The organism is Ignatzschineria indica (assembly GCF_003121925.1).
GTDB lineage: Bacteria > Pseudomonadota > Gammaproteobacteria > Cardiobacteriales > Wohlfahrtiimonadaceae > Ignatzschineria > Ignatzschineria indica.
This window is the reverse complement of sequence record NZ_QEWR01000008.1, coordinates 2,501-23,669: the sequence shown is the minus strand read 5'-3', so window position 1 is coordinate 23,669 and position 21,169 is coordinate 2,501. Positions and strand designations below refer to the sequence as shown.

General features: G+C 41.9%; 18 protein-coding genes (1 of these 18 only partly in view). 11 read left to right on the top strand and 7 right to left on the bottom strand.

Translation table 11 applies throughout. The features are described from left to right. The first annotated feature begins 169 nt into the window (after window positions 1-169). Window positions 170-1,273, top strand: a complete 1,104-nt coding sequence (locus DC082_RS09915; protein ID WP_109236843.1) for an ankyrin repeat domain-containing protein — start codon at window positions 170-172, stop codon at window positions 1,271-1,273. A gap of 395 nt (window positions 1,274-1,668) precedes the next feature. Then, window positions 1,669-4,284, top strand: a complete 2,616-nt coding sequence (clpB, locus tag DC082_RS09910; RefSeq protein WP_094568433.1) for an ATP-dependent chaperone ClpB — start codon at window positions 1,669-1,671, stop codon at window positions 4,282-4,284. Window positions 4,285-4,537: 253 nt separating this feature from the next. Here the strand turns inward: clpB and DC082_RS09905 are convergent, their stop codons facing one another. Further along, window positions 4,538-4,804 (bottom strand): hypothetical protein, encoded by a 267-nt coding sequence (locus tag DC082_RS09905; protein ID WP_109236842.1) that lies wholly within the window; start codon window positions 4,802-4,804, stop codon window positions 4,538-4,540. Between the two features lie 329 nt (window positions 4,805-5,133). Here DC082_RS09905 and DC082_RS09900 point away from each other — a divergent pair, with 329 nt between their 5' ends. Further along, the gene (locus tag DC082_RS09900; RefSeq protein ID WP_109236841.1) at window positions 5,134-5,580 is read left to right on the top strand and encodes an OsmC family protein; all 447 of its coding nucleotides are present in this window, start codon (window positions 5,134-5,136) and stop codon (window positions 5,578-5,580) included. 103 nt (window positions 5,581-5,683) lie between these two features. Continuing rightward, window positions 5,684-7,141: an alanine/glycine:cation symporter family protein gene (locus tag DC082_RS09895; RefSeq protein WP_109236840.1), complete on the top strand. Its 1,458-nt coding sequence runs from the start codon at window positions 5,684-5,686 to the stop codon at window positions 7,139-7,141. A 184-nt stretch (window positions 7,142-7,325) separates the two neighbouring features. Here DC082_RS09895 and DC082_RS09890 read toward each other — a convergent pair whose 3' ends face one another. Together DC082_RS09890 and DC082_RS09885 are read right to left on the bottom strand one after the other, a co-directional pair. After that, the gene (locus tag DC082_RS09890; RefSeq protein ID WP_229821717.1) at window positions 7,326-8,141 is read right to left on the bottom strand and encodes a CvfB family protein; all 816 of its coding nucleotides are present in this window, start codon (window positions 8,139-8,141) and stop codon (window positions 7,326-7,328) included. Window positions 8,142-8,373: 232 nt separating this feature from the next. Then, window positions 8,374-9,645 carry a BaiN/RdsA family NAD(P)/FAD-dependent oxidoreductase gene (locus tag DC082_RS09885; protein WP_109236838.1) on the bottom strand — a complete coding sequence of 424 codons (1,272 nt, stop codon included), beginning with the start codon at window positions 9,643-9,645 and terminating at the stop codon, window positions 8,374-8,376. A gap of 527 nt (window positions 9,646-10,172) precedes the next feature. Here DC082_RS09885 and DC082_RS09880 point away from each other — a divergent pair. The 6 genes from DC082_RS09880 (at window position 10,173) to DC082_RS09855 (ending at window position 17,214) form a co-directional block, all read left to right on the top strand. After that, entirely contained in the window at window positions 10,173-10,958 is a 786-nt protein-coding gene (locus DC082_RS09880) for a TSUP family transporter (protein ID WP_229821719.1), read from the top strand. 221 nt (window positions 10,959-11,179) lie between these two features. Continuing rightward, window positions 11,180-12,808: an ABC transporter substrate-binding protein gene (locus DC082_RS09875; protein ID WP_109236837.1), complete on the top strand. Its 1,629-nt coding sequence runs from the start codon at window positions 11,180-11,182 to the stop codon at window positions 12,806-12,808. Between the two features lie 341 nt (window positions 12,809-13,149). Further along, entirely contained in the window at window positions 13,150-14,166 is a 1,017-nt protein-coding gene (gene dppB, locus DC082_RS09870; protein ID WP_109236836.1) for a dipeptide ABC transporter permease DppB, read from the top strand. Window positions 14,167-14,176: 10 nt separating this feature from the next. Next, a complete protein-coding gene (dppC, locus tag DC082_RS09865; protein ID WP_109236835.1) occupies window positions 14,177-15,142 on the top strand; it encodes a dipeptide ABC transporter permease DppC in 966 nt (321 codons plus the stop codon). 10 nt (window positions 15,143-15,152) lie between these two features. Further along, window positions 15,153-16,172: a dipeptide ABC transporter ATP-binding protein gene (dppD, locus tag DC082_RS09860; protein WP_109236834.1), complete on the top strand. Its 1,020-nt coding sequence runs from the start codon at window positions 15,153-15,155 to the stop codon at window positions 16,170-16,172. Further along, window positions 16,165-17,214, top strand: a complete 1,050-nt coding sequence (locus DC082_RS09855; RefSeq protein ID WP_109236833.1) for a peptide ABC transporter ATP-binding protein — start codon at window positions 16,165-16,167, stop codon at window positions 17,212-17,214. The genes dppD and DC082_RS09855 overlap by 8 nt, the downstream gene beginning before the upstream one ends. Window positions 17,215-17,418: 204 nt before the next feature. On the opposite strand, the gene DC082_RS09850 is transcribed toward DC082_RS09855, so the two are convergent. From DC082_RS09850 to DC082_RS09835, 4 genes are all read right to left on the bottom strand, one after another. Then, window positions 17,419-18,150 carry an amino acid ABC transporter ATP-binding protein gene (locus DC082_RS09850; RefSeq protein ID WP_094568445.1) on the bottom strand — a complete coding sequence of 244 codons (732 nt, stop codon included), beginning with the start codon at window positions 18,148-18,150 and terminating at the stop codon, window positions 17,419-17,421. Next, window positions 18,147-18,839, bottom strand: a complete 693-nt coding sequence (locus DC082_RS09845) for an ABC transporter permease subunit (RefSeq protein WP_109236832.1) — start codon at window positions 18,837-18,839, stop codon at window positions 18,147-18,149. Before DC082_RS09845 ends, DC082_RS09850 begins: the two co-directional genes overlap by 4 nt. 1 nt (window position 18,840) lies before the next feature. Continuing rightward, a complete protein-coding gene (locus DC082_RS09840; RefSeq protein WP_109236831.1) occupies window positions 18,841-19,572 on the bottom strand; it encodes an amino acid ABC transporter permease in 732 nt (243 codons plus the stop codon). A 258-nt stretch (window positions 19,573-19,830) separates the two neighbouring features. Next, entirely contained in the window at window positions 19,831-20,724 is an 894-nt protein-coding gene (locus DC082_RS09835; RefSeq protein ID WP_109236830.1) for a transporter substrate-binding domain-containing protein, read from the bottom strand. Between the two features lie 401 nt (window positions 20,725-21,125). Here DC082_RS09835 and rbsK point away from each other — a divergent pair, with 401 nt between their 5' ends. After that, window positions 21,126-21,169, top strand: partial view of a ribokinase gene (rbsK, locus tag DC082_RS09830; RefSeq protein WP_109236829.1) — the 5' end (the start) only. It continues 898 nt past the right edge of the window; 44 of the gene's 942 nt are visible here — the first part of the coding sequence; the start codon lies at window positions 21,126-21,128; its stop codon lies beyond the right edge, outside the window.

Below are 21,169 nucleotides of genomic sequence, written 5' to 3'. Positions count from 1 at the left end.
ATGCTTCTCTTCGATAATTAGAAGAGAGATTATCTTATCATAAGATAAATGGGGATAATGGATTCGGTCGCATCATTTTATTTTGTTAAACTAACTTTTTTATAAAGAGTCATCTAGACATGGTGACCGCAAATTACGATAGACATTACGATAGTGAGATTGGGATTTTATGGTAAAAGAGAAAATAGAGATCAGAGAGCTTCCTTGGATTCGTTATGATGAAAATCCTTACGGTATTCCGTTATTAGATTTACGACCGATCACCTACCAATTAGGGAGCGATATCGAAGAGAGTGCATTAAAGAACCTCGACTCTTATAGTCTGGAGGATGGCGCCTCATTTTCAGGCCTTTCACCAACTGTTGATCGTTCTCTTAAAGCAGATCTACATTACCGCATTGATGGAAAACTCTATCCGGGATCACTCTTTGTTCCGCAAACTCCCGATGATCGTTGGGCAATCTTCTTTGATGGTCAAGCTCTCTATTTTGTGCGTAGTTGGTCAAGAGAGTTGGTGGCGAAAGCGACTCTCCACTTTAAAGAGAACCAATTGATCATTGATTCCATTGAAGGGAAAATCACTGATAGTGAATTTGAGACTGAGAATCAGACGATTGCCCTCTTAAATTTTTTAATATTGAGTCATGTATTAGAAGAGAGTGCGCCAGTTCCCCTCTTAAATGAGTTAGAGAGCGATCCTAATCGTGCGGCAATTTGGGCCTTCTCTCTTTTTGGTCATCGAGCAAAGGTGGGGGTATTTGCAGAGGATGCGCTTTTTTCTTCTGAAAAGGTGATGCGAACGACAACGGCTTATCATATTGCGATTGCAAATGATGATCAGGCGAGTGTTAAGTTAATTTTACAGCAAGGGTTGGTTGATCCTAACTTAATGGCACAAGATGGCTTTACCCCGATTCATTGGGCGCTCTATACCGATCATTATGAGATGATGAAGCTTTTAGCAGAGCAGGGTGTTGATCTGAATGCTTCTTCTCTCAATGGTACAACGCCTTTGATGGATGCAGTGGAGATTAAATCAGAGAAGGGATTGGTAGCGCTCTTAACTTTAGGGGCGGATCCCAACAAGGCGGATGCTAATGGATTTACAGCATTGCATCGAGCCGCAGCAATGAATTTACCAAAGATGACAAAAGCCCTCTTACTAGCAAAGGCAGATGTTGATTGTCAGAGCATTAATGGTTTAACGCCACTGGATTTAGCTAAAGAGCGAGGGCATCAGGAAGTGATCTTGCTTTTAACCCCACAAGATTAGTGGTGGAACAGGATCTTATTGATCTTATTAGCTCCATTTCATCAGTAGATCTCTTAATAGCGTTGTTAATAGTATTGTTGATAGTATCGTTAATAGGTTTATTAATGGAGTTATTAATGGAGTTGTTAATAGAGCTATCAATGAATTATTAATGAGTTATTAATCGTCTTTTTAATAGGGGCATTCATAAGGATAATCATAAAATAGTTGTAAAATTATCAATAAATCGGTAAAAAAACTTGAAATAGGGATGGTTATCCCCATCTTATGATCAACAGGGGAATGTTCTAATATCTGAATAAAAGGTGTGTTAGAAAAGATTGAAAATTGAAGAATAAGAAAGATTTAGAATGGTAAACCCCAGCACGATTGATAAATTATGGGAGAATTGGTAGATGAACCAAGATAAATTTACACAAGCATTCTTAAATGCGTTAAGTGGCGCACAGACCTTAGCGCTCACCAACGATAACCAATATATTGAGCCAGAGCATGTTTTAAGTGCGATGCTCAATCAAAAAGAGGGATCGGTCTTACCCCTATTTCGTCAATGCCGAGCGAATATCCCTCTCTTAAATCAGAAAGTTAATGAGGCAATTAATAAGTTTCCAAAGATCTCTGGAAGCAATGATATCCATATTAGTCAGAATCTACAGCGTGTTTTAGTCGCTGCAGAGAAAGAGATGCATCGCCGCGGTGATGGTTATCTCTCTTCAGAAGTCTTTATCTTAGGAATTTTGGATGAGAAGAAAGGACTTGCTGAGATCTTAAAAGATTCTGGTGTAACTAAAGAGTTGCTCAATCGAGCAATCGACTCTATTCGTGGAGGTGAAACAGTGCAAGACCCTAATGCAGAAGAGAAGCGTGAAGCACTTAGTAAATATACTGTTGATTTAACTGAGCGTGCGGAGCTTGGTAAACTCGATCCTGTGATTGGACGAGATGATGAGATTCGACGCGCGATTCAAGTTTTGTCACGCCGTACTAAAAATAATCCCGTATTGATTGGGGAGCCCGGTGTGGGTAAAACGGCGATTGTAGAAGGACTTGCTCAACGCATTGTTAATGGGGAAGTGCCGGAAGGATTGAAAGGTAAACGAGTTTTATCCTTAGATCTTGGTGCATTAATCGCCGGTGCAAAATTCCGTGGTGAATTTGAAGAGCGTCTTAAAGCCGTATTAGGAGAGCTTGAGAAGGCAGAAGGTCAAGTGATTCTCTTTATCGATGAGATTCATATGATGGTGGGTGCCGGAAAAACAGATGGTGCTATGGATGCCGGTAATTTACTTAAACCTGCACTTTCTCGTGGAGAACTTCACTGTATCGGTGCGACAACGCTTAATGAGTATCGTGAGTATATTGAAAAAGATGCGGCTCTTGAGCGTCGTTTCCAACAGGTATTAGTAGAAGAGCCTACGGTAGAAGATACGATTGCGATTTTGCGTGGATTAAAAGAGCGTTATGAGATCCATCACGGGGTCGAAATTACTGACCCGGCGATTGTTGCCGCAGCAACCTTATCACATCGTTATATTACCGATCGACAATTACCTGATAAGGCGATCGATTTGATCGATGAGGCAGGAAGCCAAATTCGGATGGAGATCGATTCAAAACCTGAAGCGATGGATAAACTTGATCGTCGTATTATTCAATTAAAAATTGAACGTGAAGCGATTAAGAAAGAGACCGATGATGCATCGAAAAAACGTCTTGAGACACTGGAAGCTGAACTCTCTAAACTTGAGAAAGAGTATGCAGATCTTGAAGAGGTTTGGAAGATCGAAAAGAGCCTTATGCAGGGTGCAACCTCTCTGAAAGAGGATCTTGATCAGGCGCGTATTGAGCTTGAAGCGGCGAAACGTAGTGGTGATCTTGCGAAGATGAGTGAGCTCCAATATGGCAAGATTCCTGAGCTTGAGCGTCAATTGAAAGAGTCACAAGAAGCGGAAAATCATGAAGAGCGTGAGCATCGATTAGTTAGAACAAAAGTGACAGCGAATGAGATTGCGGATGTTGTCTCTAAATGGACCGGGATCCCTGTCAGCCGCATGATGGAAGGGGAGCGTGAGAAACTACTTCGTATGGAAGAGGTGCTCGGTGAAAATGTGATTGGCCAGAAAGAGGCGATTACTGCGGTATCAGATGCCGTTCGACGCTCTCGTGCGGGATTGTCTGATCCTAATCGTCCAATCGGTTCCTTCCTCTTCTTAGGTCCTACCGGGGTTGGTAAGACAGAGTTGACAAAGACATTGGCAACCTTCCTCTTTGATGATGAGAATGCAATGCTCCGTTTAGATATGTCTGAATTTATGGAGAAACATTCAGTTGCACGTTTGATTGGTGCGCCTCCAGGATATGTTGGCTATGAAGAGGGCGGTTACTTAACGGAGGCGGTTCGTCGTCGCCCCTATTCAGTGATTTTGCTTGATGAGGTTGAAAAAGCGCATCCCGATGTCTTCAATATCTTGTTACAAGTATTAGATGATGGTCGCTTAACAGATGGTCAAGGCCGTACGGTAGATTTCAAAAATACGGTCATTATCATGACTTCGAACTTAGGTTCACACTTGATTCAAGAGCAGGCCGCTCGTTTGAGTGATTTAAGTGAGAAGGATCAATATCTCGCTATGCGTGAATCAGTGATGGAGGTTGTAGGTCAACATTTCCGTCCGGAGTTTATCAACCGTATTGATGATATTGTTGTCTTCCACCCACTTGGTAAAGAGCATATTCGTGAGATTGCGAAATTACAGGTGAATCGTGTGGTTAAACGTCTCCTTGAGCATGATGTGATGTTAAGTGTTACAGAGGAAGGACTCGATAAATTAGGGGAGATTGGTTACGATCCTGTTTTCGGTGCAAGACCTTTGAAACGTGCGATCCAAACTCATTTAGAGAACCCTTTAGCAAAAGCATTCTTACGTGGTGAGTTTAAAGCGGGAGATAGTGTCATCATCGATGGTGATCTCAATATGGATGTGATTGATGCTGAAATTGAAGTTCTCTAATGAGATCGCGTAATCAATCTGTGACTGAAATGAGATCAGGTTGATCAGAATCTTGATTTTAGTAGAAAAGAATAAAGGCTGGTAGAGAGTTCTCTATCAGCCTTTTTGTATCAACTATCCATTAGTCATCGTTAATTGTTTCATCATTAATCGTCATTACTCATCACTGGTTGTTATTAGTTTTGCACTGCTTTCCCATCCGTTTTTATTGATTTTACTGCTGATTATCATTCCCCATGATTGAATGGGTAAACTAAAAGAGAGAAGGGGTCATTGGGATGGGGCCAGACTTTAACCGATAATTGCGTAGAGGAAAGAGGTGAGAATCGAAATCGAGCGAGCGGATCTCTTCTTGATTGACTCGATTGACTCGGTTATTAAAACGAGAACTATATGCCGTTTCTTTAGTGTCGGTAGTGATGAGTGCCTGTGCGATAGGATTTGTAACGATACCAATCGCCAGCAGAGAGCTGATCTGTAGAAATTGTCGGCGTGAAGAGTGAAATGGCTGTTGCTCCATTATTAAATCTCCCTAGAATGATGTCATTAATGCATTATTTTTTATTGTAGCTTACTTCTGCGTAAAGATGCGTCAATTAATAGAGATTTGGGTGTTGAGGATTGAGGGAGAATTCTGTCACTTTTAGGTAAAGCCGTTATAATCGTAGTTTCTACATTACGATGTCGGCGATCTCAATCACTCTTTCATAGACTCGTTAGATTCAATGAACTTTATATATTATATATTTTATAGATTTATATAGATTTAAGGAATCGCTAGGTTTAATAGAGAGGGGAGAGCAGTGATGGAGATAGTTATCTAGATGATTGAAAATAGAGGAGATTATTATGGCGCGAAAGAGTGCAAAAATTTATCGAGTCAGTTGCCAAGTTAGAGAGAATTATCAGGTTGAAATTGGGGCGCGTGAGCATCTTGTTATTGCCGATGAGCCCAAACCTTATGGTGATAATGAGGGCATGACGCCGGTAGAGCTCCTTCTAGGAGCTTTAGGTGCTTGTAAGACAATGGTCTTTAAAGCCTATGCAGCTCAGAGAAAACTTCCCTATGATGCTTGTTCTATTGAAGTTGAGGGAGATTTTGATTCAGCAGGTTACATGGGGGACCCCACAGTTCCTATTGGGTTTAGTGAGATACGAACGATCTACCACCTCACTTCTTCTGCAAACCAGACGATGATTGATGAGGTTATAGCGCATGTGGAGAGCCACTGTCCTGTTGCGGCAACGATCGATGTAGCGCCGAAAAAGAGGGTGGAAGTAAAGTTAAAGCAATAGATCTTCTATAAAAATAAAAAAGCGACATTTATAAAAATTTACATATTTTTATTTATTATAGATCCTAATATCTGATAGTTATAAGAAGGGCATTGGGGGGAGAATGTTTAAAGAGCAACTCGACTTTTTATTAAATGCCCATATCTGGTTTGGTCTACTAATCCCTCTCTATCTCTCTGTTTCGCTCTATTTTGCCTATCGTATTGGGCTCTTTCGTTTTCATTACTTTAAGGAGATGAAATATCTCTTATTTGAAAAACGGAAAAATAATAGCGGTATTACCCCTTTTCAATCCTTTTCGTTAAGTATGGGAAATCGGATTGGTATCGGTAATATTGTCGGAGTCTCATTGGCTATTAGTATGGGGGGCCCAGGAGCGCTCTTTTGGATGTGGCTTTTTGCATTTTTAGGAATGTTTTTAGCCTTTTCGGAAGCGGTTTTAGCACAGCTCTATAAATGTAAGGAGAAAGGACTCTATCGAGGCGGTCCTGCTTACTATATTCGTAGAGGCGCAAGGATGCCTAAAGTAGGCGCTCTCTATGCTGTTATTTTTATCGCCCTCTTTATCGTCATATTTAATGGAGTTCATACTAATATCTTAGTCTCATTAGTTCATACCACTTATAGCGAGACAACAAGTAGTAAGATTTTAGGTGCCATCTCTATTATTATTTTAGTAGCTATCGTTGGAAATGTTCGTTGGTTAGCCCATATTTCAACCGTAATAGTATCTAGTGCGCTCTTTATCTATCTTGTGATATTGCTCGTGGTAGTTTTCTTCAATCTCCAGGCGATTCCGGCATTTTTAGGATCGATTTTTAAGAGTGCTTTTGGTCTAGAGGAGATCATAAGTGGTGGCATTGGTATCGCCATCGTTGAAGGAATTAAGAATGGCTCGATCTCCCATGAGGCTGGATTAGGTGGTTCCGCATCAGCAGCAGCGGCAGCACATACGAGTCATCCTGTTAAACAGGGATTACTGCAGAGCTTTGGGGTATTTATCGATAGCTTTGTAATTGGAGGTTTATCCGCTTTTATTATTCTCTCTTCAGGCCTCTATAATCCCCACGTAGCGAATGGGATTCTTCTGATGCAGGCATCATTAGGACTTACTTTGGGTCCTTTTGTCCCTTATATCTTCTCTTTTATTTTAATCCTTTTTGCCTTAACTTCGATTATCAGTGGCTTCTATTATGGATTAGTTAATTTTCTCTATTTCAGAGATTGTAAATGGGTGGAGTATTTCTATAAGTTTCTCTTTATTATTGTGATCTTAAGTAGTTACTTTATCGATATGGAGGTTTTGATAGCGATTACGATGATCTTGGTCTCATCATTAGTGGTGATCAACTGTTCAGTGATCTTCTCTTTACGACATATTGTCGTTGCACTATGGGAACATTATGTGGAACAGAAAAAGTTAGGTTTCGATCCTCAATTTTGTGCAAAGGATATTCCGGGGTTAGAAGGACTTGAGTGTTGGCAGCATAACGATTTTGAGATGCAGACTCAAAAAGATGCTTATTTTCGAGTGATGCCATCATCAAGTAAGTATCTGTAGAGATCTTACAAGATAGCTTTATCTTATGGGAAGACTCTATCTTGAATAGAGTAGGGCGCGCTAAACTGATCAACAGCAACAGAGCAACAGAGCAACATAGCAACAGAGCAACATAGCAACATAGCAAGTAGTGAGAAGATTCGGCATCAATGATGCCGATCTATGGTCATTATGGGAATCACTTTTAGATTCTTTTGATAACAACATCAGGCTTGATAATGATTTTTCGCTCTCTATAGAGCGCCCCTAATGCGCGTTTAAAGGCTGATTTACTGACCCCTAAAATTTTATGGATTTCATCCGGTGAACTCTTATCACTAATCGGTAAGGTTCCACCATACTCACTTAATCTCCGCATAATCATCTCTTCTAAAGATTCTCGCGCCTCAGGTGTATTGATAATAGCCTGTTCTGCAATATCGAGCTTCCCATCTTCTCGGATATGTTTTACAAAGCCCTCAATCTCATCGCCAATTTCAAGGTCGCTCTTCACATCGCTATGGTAGATTAAGCCCCAAAATGTGTGATCGACAATTACCTTTACCCCTAAATCAGTCATGCTTTCTACAAGCAGCGCGACAGGATTCCCAACCTCATAATGATGGGGTTTTTGATCTAAAAATTTCTCAAGTTTCATACTTGCGGTGATACGGCCAGATACCTCATCAATATAGGTGTAGACAATGACAAAATCTCCGGCATGAACGGTGCCAACTTCCTCGCTAAAAGGGAGCAGTAGATCTTTAGGTAATCCCCAGTCGAGGAAAATACCGATATCGTTGATCTCGACCACTTGAAGGTCTGCAAAGCGCCCAACAGTGGTATAAGGTTTTTGGGGGGTGGCAATAGCGTGGCCATGATTATCAAGATAGACAAAAAGGTCGAGCCATTTACCCACCTGAGTAGGTTGGTCTTTGGGGATATCTCGGTGTGGTAGAAGAACATCACCCTCTAAGATCAATCCTAATTTATTCTTTTCGATGATAGTTAAACGATTCATCTGCCCGATTTTTGGGCTATTTGTACTGTTATAAGACATAAGGCCTTTTGATGATTAATTGATACATTGTAGCGCTCAGTGATGCTACTTTTTAAAACAGTGAATATCTTTGATCTCTGTAAAGATCGAAAAGAGATTCTCTAATAGGCTCTATTATAAGCATATGAAAAAAAATAGTGATTGAAAGCTATCGAAGAGGCGAAAATTTTTGTATTAAGAGTTCTAAAAATATTTATTGGGACTGCTTTTTTGCAATGGCAGTTGCCGCACAGACGGCTGAGCCCCACGCCCATTGAAAATTATAACCTCCGAGCCAACCGACAACATCAACAACTTCACCTATAAAGTAGAGGTTCTCCACTAATCGGCTCTCCATACTTTTAGGGTTAAGTTCTTTGGTATTGACGCCTCCTCTAGTTGCTTCTGCCGTTTTGTGTCCATCGGTGCCACTAGGTGTAATAGACCATGCATTGAGCGATACCCCCAAGGTTTCTAAAATTTTATGGGGAATTTCAGGAAGTGGGGTTGTTAGATAGCTTTGGAAGGGTGCTCTTTGTAACCAAAATTGAATAAACCGCTTAGGTAATGTTGGAATCAATTCAGTGATGGCGCGTTCTAGTTGATATTTAGCACGCTGTTTAAGATCTAACAACGCTTGAGTAAGATCGATACCGGGTGCAAAGTTGATAGTTATTGAGCCACCAGGATGAAGATAGCTTGAGATCTGTAAAATGGCAGGTCCAGAGAGACCTTTATGGCGAAAGAGAAGATCTTCATCAAAGGTGATACGATCTTTCGCTCTTTTCCCCGATTGTGTGGAGATCTCAACAGGCATTGAGATGCCGGCAAGCGTGGTATAGCCTTCAGCTTCCCAAAAATCAAAATGGAGCGCTACTAGTGCTGGGCGTGTTGGAATAATAGCGTGCCCGAACGATTTTGCAATGCGATAGCCAAAATCGGTAGCGCCTATTTTAGGAATCGCTAGCCCTCCTGTTGCAATAATGATGGAGGATGCTGTCAATAAGCCTTCTGAGCTCTCTACTTGGAACCTGTCAGCTGATTTTGTAATAGTATCCACTCGGCATCCTTTTCGTAGTTCAACCGCTGCTTCTTTACACTCATTAAGAAGCATATTGATAATATCTTTTGAGGAGGCCCCTAGTTCACGATCACAGAAGAGTTGTCCTCGATGCTTTTCGGTATAAGGGATCTGATAGCGTTCAACAAGCGCAATAAAATCTTGGGCAGTAAAGTTAGAGAGCGCATAGCGCACAAACTTAGGATTTTCTGAAACATAATAGGGGGCGGCATCGAAGCCATCGATATGGGTATTAGTAAAATTACAAAAGCCGCCTCCGGCGATACGAATCTTCTCCCCAATCTTTGTGGCATGATCTAAAAGAAGGACAGAGAGTCCCGCTTTACCGGCATAACTTGCAGCCATCATTCCGGCAGCGCCAGCACCGACAATGATGAGATCGAAATGTGAGGGGAATGGTTTCATAATCGACGTTTACCTATCTTAATTTTGTAGAAGTGATTGAAGAGAAGGGCTGAAGGAGAGCAATTATAAGCGATAAAAATAGAGTAGAGAAACTATAGCTCCAATTTTGAATCGGTTTTAAAGATATCGCAGTATGCATCATTCATTATTACTGCTGTTTTATCGGTTTTCCCCACTCAATAACTTCTTCTCTTTAGTGGAATCCATTTTTATCATCAGAGATATCAGGGGTTTGATACACTGCTGAGAATCTCGCTCTAATAGTTCATTATTTTCTATGAGTCTTTCTCTTAATCTTTAATATTACAGTATCTATTATGGTTATTATGGCACTACTCTTGAAAAGGCTCGATCGTTCTTGCTTTGCTTCTGACTTTTGTAGGGGCATGCAGAGGGCATTGGAGAAGAGATTGTTAAAGTATCGATTCAATATCAATCAAATATCAATTAAGTATCGGTTAACAATCTAGTTAGTAACCAGTTAATTATCAATCAAACAACTTATAAAAGATAAAAGAGAGGAGCATATGGCAGGAGAGCTATTCCTGATTTTAATGTTAGTGGCTATGGTCGCAGGATTTATCGATGCAATTGCCGGTGGAGGTGGTCTAATTACATTACCGGCACTACTATTAGCAGGCTTATCGCCGGTACAAGCATTGGCGACCAATAAATTACAATCATCTGCCGGCTCCTTTTCGGCAACATTTGCCTTTTTTCGTCAAGGTTTAATTCAGTGGCATCACTCTAAGTGGGTCTTCTTTCTGGCTGTGACCGGTGGCATGATAGGTGCGCTTTTAGCAACACGATTGCCGGCAACTTTTTTGCAGATCATCGTTCCATTACTGCTACTTTCTGTAGCGATCTACTTTCTCTTCTCCCCCAATTTAGATGGGCGTGAGCGAAGAGCAAAGATCTCAAGAACGCTCTTTCTCTTAACGATCGTTCCCTTGATTGGATTTTATGATGGAATCTTTGGTCCTGGAACAGGATCCTTCTTTATGGTCGCTTTTGTATTGCTCCTAGGCTCGACATTAGTCAATGCAATCGCCGAGACAAAACTTGCTAATTTCGCCTCTAATATCGGTTCACTCCTTATCTTTGCATTCTCAGGAGAGATGCAGGTTCTATTAGGGCTACTGATGGCGCTAGGGGCTTTTATCGGTGCGCAATTGGGAGCGTTATTTGCTGTTAAGTATGGGGGGAGGGTGATTCGTCCTCTTCTGATTGTGATGAGTGTTGCCATGGCGATCAAACTTCTTTTAGAACCCAATAATCCCCTCTCTTTATGGGTTATCTCTTTTTGGGGGTAGAGCTTGAACCAATAGTTCTCTGCTTGCATTTTAAGAAGAAAGAGAGTAATTATGAAAGAGTTACAGATAAAAACGTTACAGAGAAAAACGTTATAAATAGAGCATTACATTTTTTTAAAAATAATAACTATAAATAAGATGCCGAAATAGGGTGTCATACTAACCAGGAGAAACGATAGCGGCAGAGTGATGAGCTCGCTACTATCAATAAAGGAGAAAGCATGAGGAAGAAATATCTATTAACACGCCTCTCATTAGGGGTAAAGAGTGCTATAGCAACTGCTGCTGTCAGTAGTGCATTACTTTTGGGAGCGGCACAAGCATCGACATTAGTCTACTGTTCAGAGGCCTCTCCAGAGACTTTTAACCCACAATTAGCATCATCAGGGACAACTTTTGATGCAAGTGGTATCCCTCTTTATAACCGTTTAACCGAATTTACATTGGGCACTACAGAGCTTGAGCCTGGGTTAGCGGAGTCGTGGGAGGTGAGCGAAGATGGTAAAGAGTACACTTTCCATCTCCGAAAAGGGGTTAAATTTCATAGTAATAAAGCATTTAAACCGACGCGAGATTTTAATGCCGATGATGTGATCTTTACCTTTGAGAGACAGATGAATCCCGACCATCCTTATCACAATATCTCGAGCCGACAGTTTGAGTACTTTGAATCGATGGGATTCCCTGAGTTGATCGAATCTGTAGAAAAGATCGATGATCACACTGTCAAGATCACTTTAACCTCGCCAGAATCCCCCTTTTTAGCGAACTTAGCGATGGCGTTTGCCTCTATTCTCTCTGCTGAATATGGTGAAGTACTCTTAGAAAAAGGTAAGCCAGAAGAGATTGATCTTAAACCGATCGGAACCGGTCCTTTCCAATTGAGAGCTTATGAGCAAGATTCTCGGATTCTCTTTACTAAATTTAAGGATTATTTTGGTGAGCCGGCAAAATTAGATCGCCTGATCTTCTCTATTACACCAGATGCCTCGGTCCGTTTTGCCAAATTGCAAAAGGGTGAGTGTCATGTGATGCCTTATCCTAACCTTGCTGATTTAGAGAAGATGCGTGCGAATCCTGATATCGATGTGAAGGAGTTGACAGGACTCAATATCGGCTATCTTGCCTTCAATATGGAAAAGCCTCCATTAGATAAATTAGAAGTACGAAAAGCATTGAGTATGGCGGTTAATAAAGCCGATATTATCGATGCGATTTTCCAAGGTAATGGAGAGGCGGCGAAGAACTTTATTCCGCCAACGATGTGGGGTTATAACGATGAGATTGTCGATTATGAGTATGATCCAGAGGCTGCAAAAGCCCTACTTGCAGAAGCGGGTGTTCCAGAAGGTTTTGAAGTCTCTCTCTGGGCGATGCCCGTACAGCGCCCTTATAATCCCAATGCTCGAAGAATGGCAGAGATGGTTCAATCAGATTGGGAGAAGATCGGTGTTAAAGCTAATATCGTCACCTATGAGTGGGGTGAGTACTTAACGCGTCTTCGTAATGGTGAGCATGATACAGCACTAATGGGTTGGACAGGAGATAATGGAGATCCAGATAACTTCTTTGCTGTTCTTTTAAGTTGTGTGGCTGCAGAAGCGGGCTCTAACTACTCTAATTGGTGTAATAGTGAGTTTGATGGCATCTTAGCAGAAGCAAAAGCAGCAACTGATCATGATCAGCGTGTTGCACTCTATAAGAAAGCACAAGAGATCCAACATCGTGAACAGCCGGTGCTCAATATTGCCCACTCTACGGTCTATATGCCGGTGAGAAAAGAGGTGGTCAATTATGTTATCGATCCATTAGGAACGCACAACTTCAACCAAGTTGATATTGAGGATTAAATTTAGATAGCGTTGCGATAGCTTAATTTTGGTTCCTCTTATCAATCTCTTTTAAAGAGGGATCTTCATCACTGAAGATTTTATATTGGCGACCTAATCCTTAAATAAGTATAGAGGTAGGAGCGCTATGGGTTTTAACCTAAGCGCTCCTTTTTATCTCTATCTTGATGAGTGCGACTAGCCTGCTAGCTAATCCTCTAGTTAAACCCACTAGTTAAATCCACTAGTTAATATTAGTGAGCTAGATCACTCAATCAATAAGGATGGTGCTCTAGGCGTCTTGGGTTAACTGATGAATCGCTATCGCATTTCCTCAATCTTTTCCAGAGATAGGATGCAACATGATTCAATTTTTCTTTCGCCGATTGGGAATGATTATCCCTACCTTTATCGGTATTACACTATTAACCTTTATCTTTATCCATCTTATACCGGGGGATCCGATCCTACTCTTTGCCGGAGAGCGGGGGATTACGCCGGAGCGTTATGCGGAATTGCGAGCGCAATTTGGTTATGATCAACCCTATATTGTGCAATATTGGAGCTATCTTAAAGGTCTCTTTCATGGAGATTTAGGGAACTCTCTTGTGACTCAGCGAGCTGTCTGGTCTGAATTTGTGCCGCGCTTTAAAGCAACGTTAGAGCTTGCAACTTGTGCGATGATTTTTGCGGTTGTTGTGGGAATTCCTGTCGGTGTAATAGCCGCTGTGAAGCGAGGATCGATCTTCGATCATACCGCTGTAGGACTCTCTTTGACCGGTTATTCAATGCCGATTTTCTGGTGGGGGATGATGTTGATTATGTTGGTCTCTGTCAATCTCGATCTAACGCCGGTTTCAGGACGAATTAGCGATATGGTCTTTCTTGATGATAGTGATCCGTTGACCGGCTTTATGTTGATCGACACCTTCTTTTTTGGAGAAGAGGGGGATTTTTGGGACGCATTACACCATATGATTCTTCCTGCGATTGTTCTTGGAACGATCCCATTAGCTGTGATTGTTCGGATGACCCGTTCATCGATGCTCGAAGTTTTGAGTGAAGATTATATCTTAACTGCCAGAGCGAAAGGTTTAGGACGGATGCGGATTATTTTGATTCACGCCTTGCGAAATGCACTCATTCCCGTTGTTACGGTGATTGGATTACAGGTGGGAACAATGTTGGGTGGTGCGATTTTAACAGAGACAATCTTCTCTTGGCCGGGAGTTGGTCGCTGGCTGATCGAATCACTACAGCGGCGTGATTATCCTGTTGTTCAAGGTGGTGTTCTCCTCGTTGCTTCGCTCATTATTTTGGTCAACTTTATTGTTGATCTACTCTATGGCGTTGTTAATCCTCGCATTAGACATCAATAAGGAGAGTAAGATGGCTAAACATCATGATCGAGATTTAAATGTCATTTTAGAAGAGGGTGAAGCAACTTTAGAGGCAGATCGTCCGCCCGCAGAAGCGCTACTTCTAGCACGTAAACCAGAGACACCCCTTCGTCAATTTTGGTTCTACTTCAGTCGAAATAGAGGTGCATTGCTAGGGCTGATCTTTATCCTTTTTATTATTTTTGTCGCTATTTTTGCCCAATATATTGCACCTCATGATCCGACAGAACAGTTTCGGGGCTCTTTCCTAAAGCCACCTGTCTGGATGGAGGGAGGTTCTTGGCAGTTTATCTTAGGAACGGATGATGTTGGACGCGATATTTTAAGCCGATTGATCTTTGGTGCGCGTCTCTCATTATTAGTTGGCGTTGTCGTAGTTCTTCTTTCGCTACTGTTAGGTATCTCTTTAGGGCTTCTTGCCGGTTATTTTGGCGGCGTTGTGGAAGCGATTATTATGCGTATTGTCGATATTATGTTGGCATTACCGAGTCTTCTTTTAGCACTTGTTCTAGTGGCTATCTTTGGTCCATCGATTGTTAATGCTTCTATTGCCCTCGCTTTTGTGGCGCTACCTCACTATATAAGACTTACAAGAGCGACCGCTTTAGGAGAGATGGAGAAAGATTATGTGATTGCCTCTCAAGTTTCCGGAGCGGGGCATCTTCGGCAGATGTTTATTAATGTGTTGCCCAACTGTTTAGCACCGCTTATTGTCCAAGCAACATTAGGTTTTTCGAATGCGATCTTAGATATGGCTGCACTTGGGTTCTTAGGAATGGGTGCTCAACCACCGACGCCGGAATGGGGGACGATGCTCTCTGACGTCTTGCAATATGCGCAATCTGCGTGGTGGGTTGTCGCTTTCCCTGGAATTGCTATCTTATTAACCGTCCTTGCTTTCAATCTGATGGGTGATGGTTTGCGAGATGCATTAGATCCAAAGTTGAAGGTATAAGGGGGCAGAGATGAGATTATTAGAAGTAAAAGGCTTAACGGTTGAATTTGGAGAGAAAGGAGATCGTTTTCGTGCGGTTGACCGAATCAGTTATAGCGTTGATCAGGGGGAAGTGGTTGGTATTGTCGGAGAGTCCGGATCCGGTAAATCTGTAAGTTCTCTTGCCATTATGGGATTGATCGATTTTCCCGGCGTCGTTTCGGCAGAGGCCCTCTCTTTTGATGGTAAAGATCTACAAAAGATGAAAAGGCGGGAGCGACAAAAGATCTTAGGCGATGATGTTGCGATGATCTTCCAAGACCCGATGACCTCACTCAATCCCTCTTTTACAGTGGGGTATCAAATTATGGAGACCTTAAAAGTCCATCAAGGTGGGAGAAAAAGGGAGCGTAAAGCGCGGGCTTTAGAGTTATTGACGTTGGTGGGGATTCCTGATGCTGCTAATCGTTTTAATCTCTATCCTCATCAATTATCGGGGGGAATGAGTCAACGGGTGATGATTGCGATCGCCATTGCTTGTAATCCTAAATTGTTGATTGCAGATGAGCCGACTACAGCGCTTGATGTCACGATTCAAGGACAAATCATCTCTCTTCTGCTTCAATTGCAAAAAGAGCAGCAGATGGCGCTTCTACTGATTACCCATGATTTAGCTCTCGTTGCGGAATCGGCGGATAAGATTATTGTGATGTATGCCGGACAAATTGTTGAGATCGCACCTGCCACACAACTTTTTCAAACGCCACTTCATCCTTATACCGAAGCGTTACTCCGTTCTTTGCCGGAGTTTTCTCAAGGTGCTTCTCGCTTGCAATCACTACCTGGTGTTGTGCCGGGGCGTTATGATCGGCCTCAAGGTTGCCTTCTCAATCCTCGCTGTAGTTATTGTCAAGAGATCTGCCGGCAACAGGAGCCCCCTTTACAGCAGAGAGAGGATCGTTTTGTGAAATGCCATTTTCCTTTGGTTAAAAAGCAGATAGCAATGTCCGAGAGCGACGAAGAATCCTTATCAGGAGGAGTTTATGAGTAGTCAGACAATCGTTGATAGAGAGCAGAAAGCGCCACTTTTAGTTGCTGAAAATTTAACAAAATATTATAGCGTTAGCCGAGGATTATTCAGGGAGAGGGGAGAAGTTAAAGCTTTAAATGGTATCTCTTTTGAACTCGAAGCGGGGAAGACTTTAGCGGTTGTAGGGGAGTCAGGTTGTGGAAAATCGACTCTGGCAAAAGTATTGACAATGATTGAGCCTCCCACAAGTGGTGAGTTGCGTTATCGAGGAGATTCTCTTCTCCTTTCTGCACCAGAGACGGCCGCTTTGCGACGTCAGAAGATTCAGATTATCTTTCAAAACCCTTATGGTTCCCTCAATCCGCGAAAGAAGATCGGCACGATTTTAGAAGAGCCTCTCAAGATTAATAGTGATCTGAGTCGGGAAGAGCGGAAAGAGCGGGTCTTAGCGATGATGGAAAAAGTAGGTCTTCGTCCTGAGTTTTATGATCGTTACCCCCATATGTTCTCGGGAGGACAACGACAAAGAATCGCGATTGCGCGAGGTTTAATGCTCAATCCCGATATTGTGATTGCTGATGAGCCGGTCTCAGCACTCGATGTCTCTGTTCAAGCACAAGTTCTCAATTTGATGATGGATCTTCAGGAGGAGTTGGGGCTCTCTTACCTCTTTATCTCACATGACCTCTCTGTTGTGGAGCATATTGCCGATGATGTGATGGTGATGTATCTCGGTAAAGCGGTGGAGAAAGCGAGTAAAAAAGCGCTTTTTTCAGATCCTATGCATCCCTATACTGAAGCGCTTCTATCGGCAACTCCGAGATTGAATGATCAAAACCGACGAGAGAAGATCACCTTAACAGGTGAATTGCCGAGTCCATTGAATCCACCACAAGGTTGTGCATTTCATACTCGCTGTCCTAAAGCATTTGAGAAGTGCTATCACTCTCAGCCGGAGATCAAGGTCTATCATGATAGAGGTGGTGAGCCTCATGAGGTTGCTTGTTTTCTCCTCGATGAGATCGAGTCACTCGATGCTCGTGATAAGAGAGGGGAAGATTAATAAGTATCAGAAAAGGTTTTATTTGATGCTCTATGAGACTCAATCTATCTGATCTATTATCTAGTCTGTGCAATCAGTGCAATCAGTGTAATCAGTGTAAGAAGATGGGAGCTATGATCGACAGCTCCCATCCTTTTTCTGATTTTCCTTGATTTTCCTTGGTTTTCTGATCTTTTCTAATCTTTACTGATGATCAAAGGGATATCAGTCATTATGGAAAATATTTTTCAAAAAGGTTTGTGCCCGTTCGCTAGGTGTTCCTTCAAAGAAAGCTTCTTTTGAGAGATCATCATAGATCTCTCCTTCATCGATGAAGATAATTCGATCCGCTACTTGACGTGCAAATCCCATCTCATGGGTAACACACATCATTGTCATCCCTTCTTGCGCTAATTCTGTCATGACGGCAAGTACTTCATGAATCATTTCGGGATCGAGTGCAGAAGTTGGTTCATCAAAGAGCATCACCACAGGATCCATTGCCAATGCCCTTGCAATAGCGACGCGCTGCTGTTGTCCCCCGGAGAGTTGTGTGGGGTATTTTCCAAGATGTTTACTTAATCCAACCCGATCTAATAATCCTAGCGCTTTTGCATGAGCACTCTCTTTATCACGTTTTAGAACCTTCATCTGTGCAAGCATAAGATTTTTTTCAATAGACATATTGGGAAAGAGCTCAAAATGTTGAAAGACCATCCCTACTTCAGCTCGAACTCTATTAATATTAGTTTTAGGATCTGCTAATGAGTGTCCATTGATAATAATATCCCCCTCTTGAAAAGGTTCTAAACCATTTGCACATTGAATTAAGGTTGATTTTCCAGAACCAGAAGGCCCACAAACGACCACAACCTCTTTCTCTTTAATTTCAGTGGAGCAGTTTTTCAGTACTTGGAAATTGCCATAAAATTTACTGACATTCTGATATTGAATCATAAGGTGCCTCTTCTCTTTTGTAAGGTTCGAACGAGATAAGATAGTGAAAAGCAGATGATAAAGTAGATAAAGCCGGCAAAAAGAATCATCTCCATTTTTGCATTATTGTTATAGCCGATAATATCTGTAGTTCTGAAGAAATCATTAAGGCTCATAATATAGACCAGGGAAGTATCCTGAAAAAGAATAATACCTTGCGTTAGAAGTAGGGGAATCATATTGCGAAGCGCTTGTGGCAAAATGACATGGTAGATCGCTTGTCCTTTTGTCATCCCGAGAGCTAAGGCTGCGCTCATCTGTTGCCGGCGTACACTCTTAAATCCTGCGCGAATAATCTCAGAATAGTAAGCGGCCTCAAATAGAGAAAATGCGACGATCGCCCAAAAGAGCCGTACTCCCGTACTGTTACCTAAGCCTAAATATTGTTGTAAAGTTGGACCAATTGCGAGGTAGAACCACATTAACACCATAATGAGTGGGATTGAACGAAAGAGATTGACATAACCTGTTGCAATCCATGCGATTGGTTTAGGACCGTAGAGCCGTAAAACGGCAAGCACAATCCCCCAAAGAATCCCAACAACGATGGCAATGCCGGTAATTTGTAAGCTAACAGCCATCCCTTGTAGTAGAAACTGATAGTTTTCACCGATAATAGAGAAGAGGCTAGAAAAAGAGAATTGACCCATTTTAAGCTCCTTCTTTCAGTGAGGGAAGTTGTGTCCATCGCTCGATCAACTTCATAATGAACATTAAGGTGACATTGATGATGATATATGCAATCGTCACAAGGAAAAATGATTCGTAAGCTTTCGCTGTATAATCGTTGATCTGTGCCGCTTGTCGGGTTAGCTCTGCAAGACCAATGGTCTGTAGGACGGAGGAGTTTTTAAAGATATTAAGAAGCTCGGAGGTCATCGGCGGCAAGATGATTCTAAGTGCTTGGGGTAAGATGACGTAACGATAAGCTTGCGGAAGCGTTAAACCGGTGGCAAGAGCAGCTCTGAGTTGGCCACCTGCTAATGATTCGATACTTGATCGGACCTGTTCTGCAATTCGTGCAGAGGTAAATAGACCTAAACAGAGGATCCCCGCAGTCATCATCTGAACTAAAGGATCTTGAGATTTGATCCAATTACCGATTGTTTCCGGCATTAAGTTAGGCCAAACATAATACCAAAAGAAGAGTTGCACAATGAGCGGGACATTTCGTAAGCACTCGACATAGGTTGCCCCAATAAAGCGTAGTGTACGACTAGGTAGGGTTCGTATTGTTCCAATAATAATTCCTAACGCTAACGCTAATATCCAGCTACTACTAGAGGAGATAATGGTCCATTTCGCACCTTCTAAAAGCCAGTCTAGATATGTTTCATTAATGACGGCTTCTTGTAAGAGCATAGAAAAATCTAGTCCAAACATAGATTAACCTTTTAAGAGAAGAGGGTAAGAGTAGGAGTAGGGCGATCGAAGTAGGGGAGTGCTTTGAGAGATATCTTGCACTTAGTCAATAGGGCTATAGAGAAAGAGTATCTGCTCAAGGTGTCTACTAACGCTACGCTCCTAAATCAGAATCAGATTTATTAAAGACGAGAAACTCTAGAGAAGAGGTACGCTCTTCCTAGAGATCCTTGTCAATATCTGCGCGTCTATGCGCTATCTCATAAGAGTGATAAGACGCTACTGATAAGGTTTATCCGTGGGGTTGTTAAAGAGCTCTCGCATACTCTCAGAGAGTGGAAATTCCAAGTTGGCATTACGAGGGGGAATGGGCTCAGTGAACCATTTGTTGTAGATAAGCTCCATCTCCCCAGAGCCAGAAAGATCTGCAATTACTTGGTCTGCTAAGGCCTTAAACTCACTATCTCCTTTCCGCAACATGCAGGCGTAAGCTTCCTGCCCTTGTGATTCTCCAGTAACGACCCAGCGATCAGGTTGAGGTGACTTTGCTCTCTCTCCATAGAGTAGAGAGTCATCCATCACAAAAGCAACACCGCGATTATCAGCTAGCATCATAAAAGCATCACCATGATCTTTTGCTGCTTGGATGCGCATATTCATCCCCTTCTCGGCATTCATATTGCGTAATACCCGCTCAGATGTGGTTCCTGCTGTTGTAATGACAACCTTGTCTTTCAACTCTTCAAAAGATTCAATACCCGAATTAACATCTGTAATCATACGGATATTGATAATAAAGATTGTATTGGTAAAGTCGACCTCTTGCGCACGGGCGGTGTTGTGTGTCGTTGAGCCACATTCTAGATCGATCGTTCCATTTTTCATCAGTGGAATACGATTTTGTGAAGTAATAGGAACGAGTTTGACATCGATCTTTTTCCCCAGTTTCTTCTCAATGCCTTCAACAATTTTCATACTAATCTCATGAGAGTAGCCGACGACATTTTGTTGATTATCATAGTAGGAGTATGGAATAGAAGATTCTCTATGACCTAGGGTAATGGTTCCTGTTTCATCAATCTTCTTGAGTGTTCCCGTTAGCTCTTCTGATAGAGAGATACTGGGAAGTGCAAGTAAACCGCACAGGGTGAGTCCTAAAATCGACTTTTTCATCTGTTATCCTCCAGATAGTGATAATAAAGTTAAATGGGACCATCTTTTATTGTTTTATGATGTTGTGCTAAAAGTGCCAAAAGCTTTTGAATGGACAGCCTCAAGATATCGATACCTTTTAAGTCTTATGTTGCCCCATTTGCGGTATATCAATTTCGGTATATAAAGTCTTGCTGTAGTCGCGTCATCATTACTCATAGCTTCTCTATTTATGATGGTCTACATCTAGATATATGATAGTGCTGCAGAAAAGGCAATTAGGAAGGGATGTGACTTTTATGACGTCTATATAACTCAAAGTTATAGTAATTGATATCATAGGATGCTCTTTTGCTCTCTTGACGGTTTTTGAGTAACTCCTTATTCTGTTGATCATTGATCGATATCTACAGGAATGAGTTATGCCAAAAAAATTGATAGTGCTAGGAAGTAGTAATGTGGACTA

What these genes read in the sequence shown, in the direction of transcription:
- DC082_RS09915 (WP_109236843.1), top strand. Translation starts at nt 170, where the DNA reads ATGGTAAAAGAGAAAATAGAGATCAGAGAGCTTCCTTGGATTCGTTAT.
- clpB (WP_094568433.1), top strand. Translation starts at nt 1,669, where the DNA reads ATGAACCAAGATAAATTTACACAAGCATTCTTAAATGCGTTAAGTGGC.
- DC082_RS09905 (WP_109236842.1), bottom strand. Translation starts at nt 4,804, where the DNA reads ATGGAGCAACAGCCATTTCACTCTTCACGCCGACAATTTCTACAGATC.
- DC082_RS09900 (WP_109236841.1), top strand. Translation starts at nt 5,134, where the DNA reads ATGGCGCGAAAGAGTGCAAAAATTTATCGAGTCAGTTGCCAAGTTAGA.
- DC082_RS09895 (WP_109236840.1), top strand. Translation starts at nt 5,684, where the DNA reads ATGTTTAAAGAGCAACTCGACTTTTTATTAAATGCCCATATCTGGTTT.
- DC082_RS09890 (WP_229821717.1), bottom strand. Translation starts at nt 8,141, where the DNA reads ATGAATCGTTTAACTATCATCGAAAAGAATAAATTAGGATTGATCTTA.
- DC082_RS09885 (WP_109236838.1), bottom strand. Translation starts at nt 9,645, where the DNA reads ATGAAACCATTCCCCTCACATTTCGATCTCATCATTGTCGGTGCTGGC.
- DC082_RS09880 (WP_229821719.1), top strand. Translation starts at nt 10,173, where the DNA reads ATGGCAGGAGAGCTATTCCTGATTTTAATGTTAGTGGCTATGGTCGCA.
- DC082_RS09875 (WP_109236837.1), top strand. Translation starts at nt 11,180, where the DNA reads ATGAGGAAGAAATATCTATTAACACGCCTCTCATTAGGGGTAAAGAGT.
- dppB (WP_109236836.1), top strand. Translation starts at nt 13,150, where the DNA reads ATGATTCAATTTTTCTTTCGCCGATTGGGAATGATTATCCCTACCTTT.
- dppC (WP_109236835.1), top strand. Translation starts at nt 14,177, where the DNA reads ATGGCTAAACATCATGATCGAGATTTAAATGTCATTTTAGAAGAGGGT.
- dppD (WP_109236834.1), top strand. Translation starts at nt 15,153, where the DNA reads ATGAGATTATTAGAAGTAAAAGGCTTAACGGTTGAATTTGGAGAGAAA.
- DC082_RS09855 (WP_109236833.1), top strand. Translation starts at nt 16,165, where the DNA reads ATGAGTAGTCAGACAATCGTTGATAGAGAGCAGAAAGCGCCACTTTTA.
- DC082_RS09850 (WP_094568445.1), bottom strand. Translation starts at nt 18,150, where the DNA reads ATGATTCAATATCAGAATGTCAGTAAATTTTATGGCAATTTCCAAGTA.
- DC082_RS09845 (WP_109236832.1), bottom strand. Translation starts at nt 18,839, where the DNA reads ATGGGTCAATTCTCTTTTTCTAGCCTCTTCTCTATTATCGGTGAAAAC.
- DC082_RS09840 (WP_109236831.1), bottom strand. Translation starts at nt 19,572, where the DNA reads ATGTTTGGACTAGATTTTTCTATGCTCTTACAAGAAGCCGTCATTAAT.
- DC082_RS09835 (WP_109236830.1), bottom strand. Translation starts at nt 20,724, where the DNA reads ATGAAAAAGTCGATTTTAGGACTCACCCTGTGCGGTTTACTTGCACTT.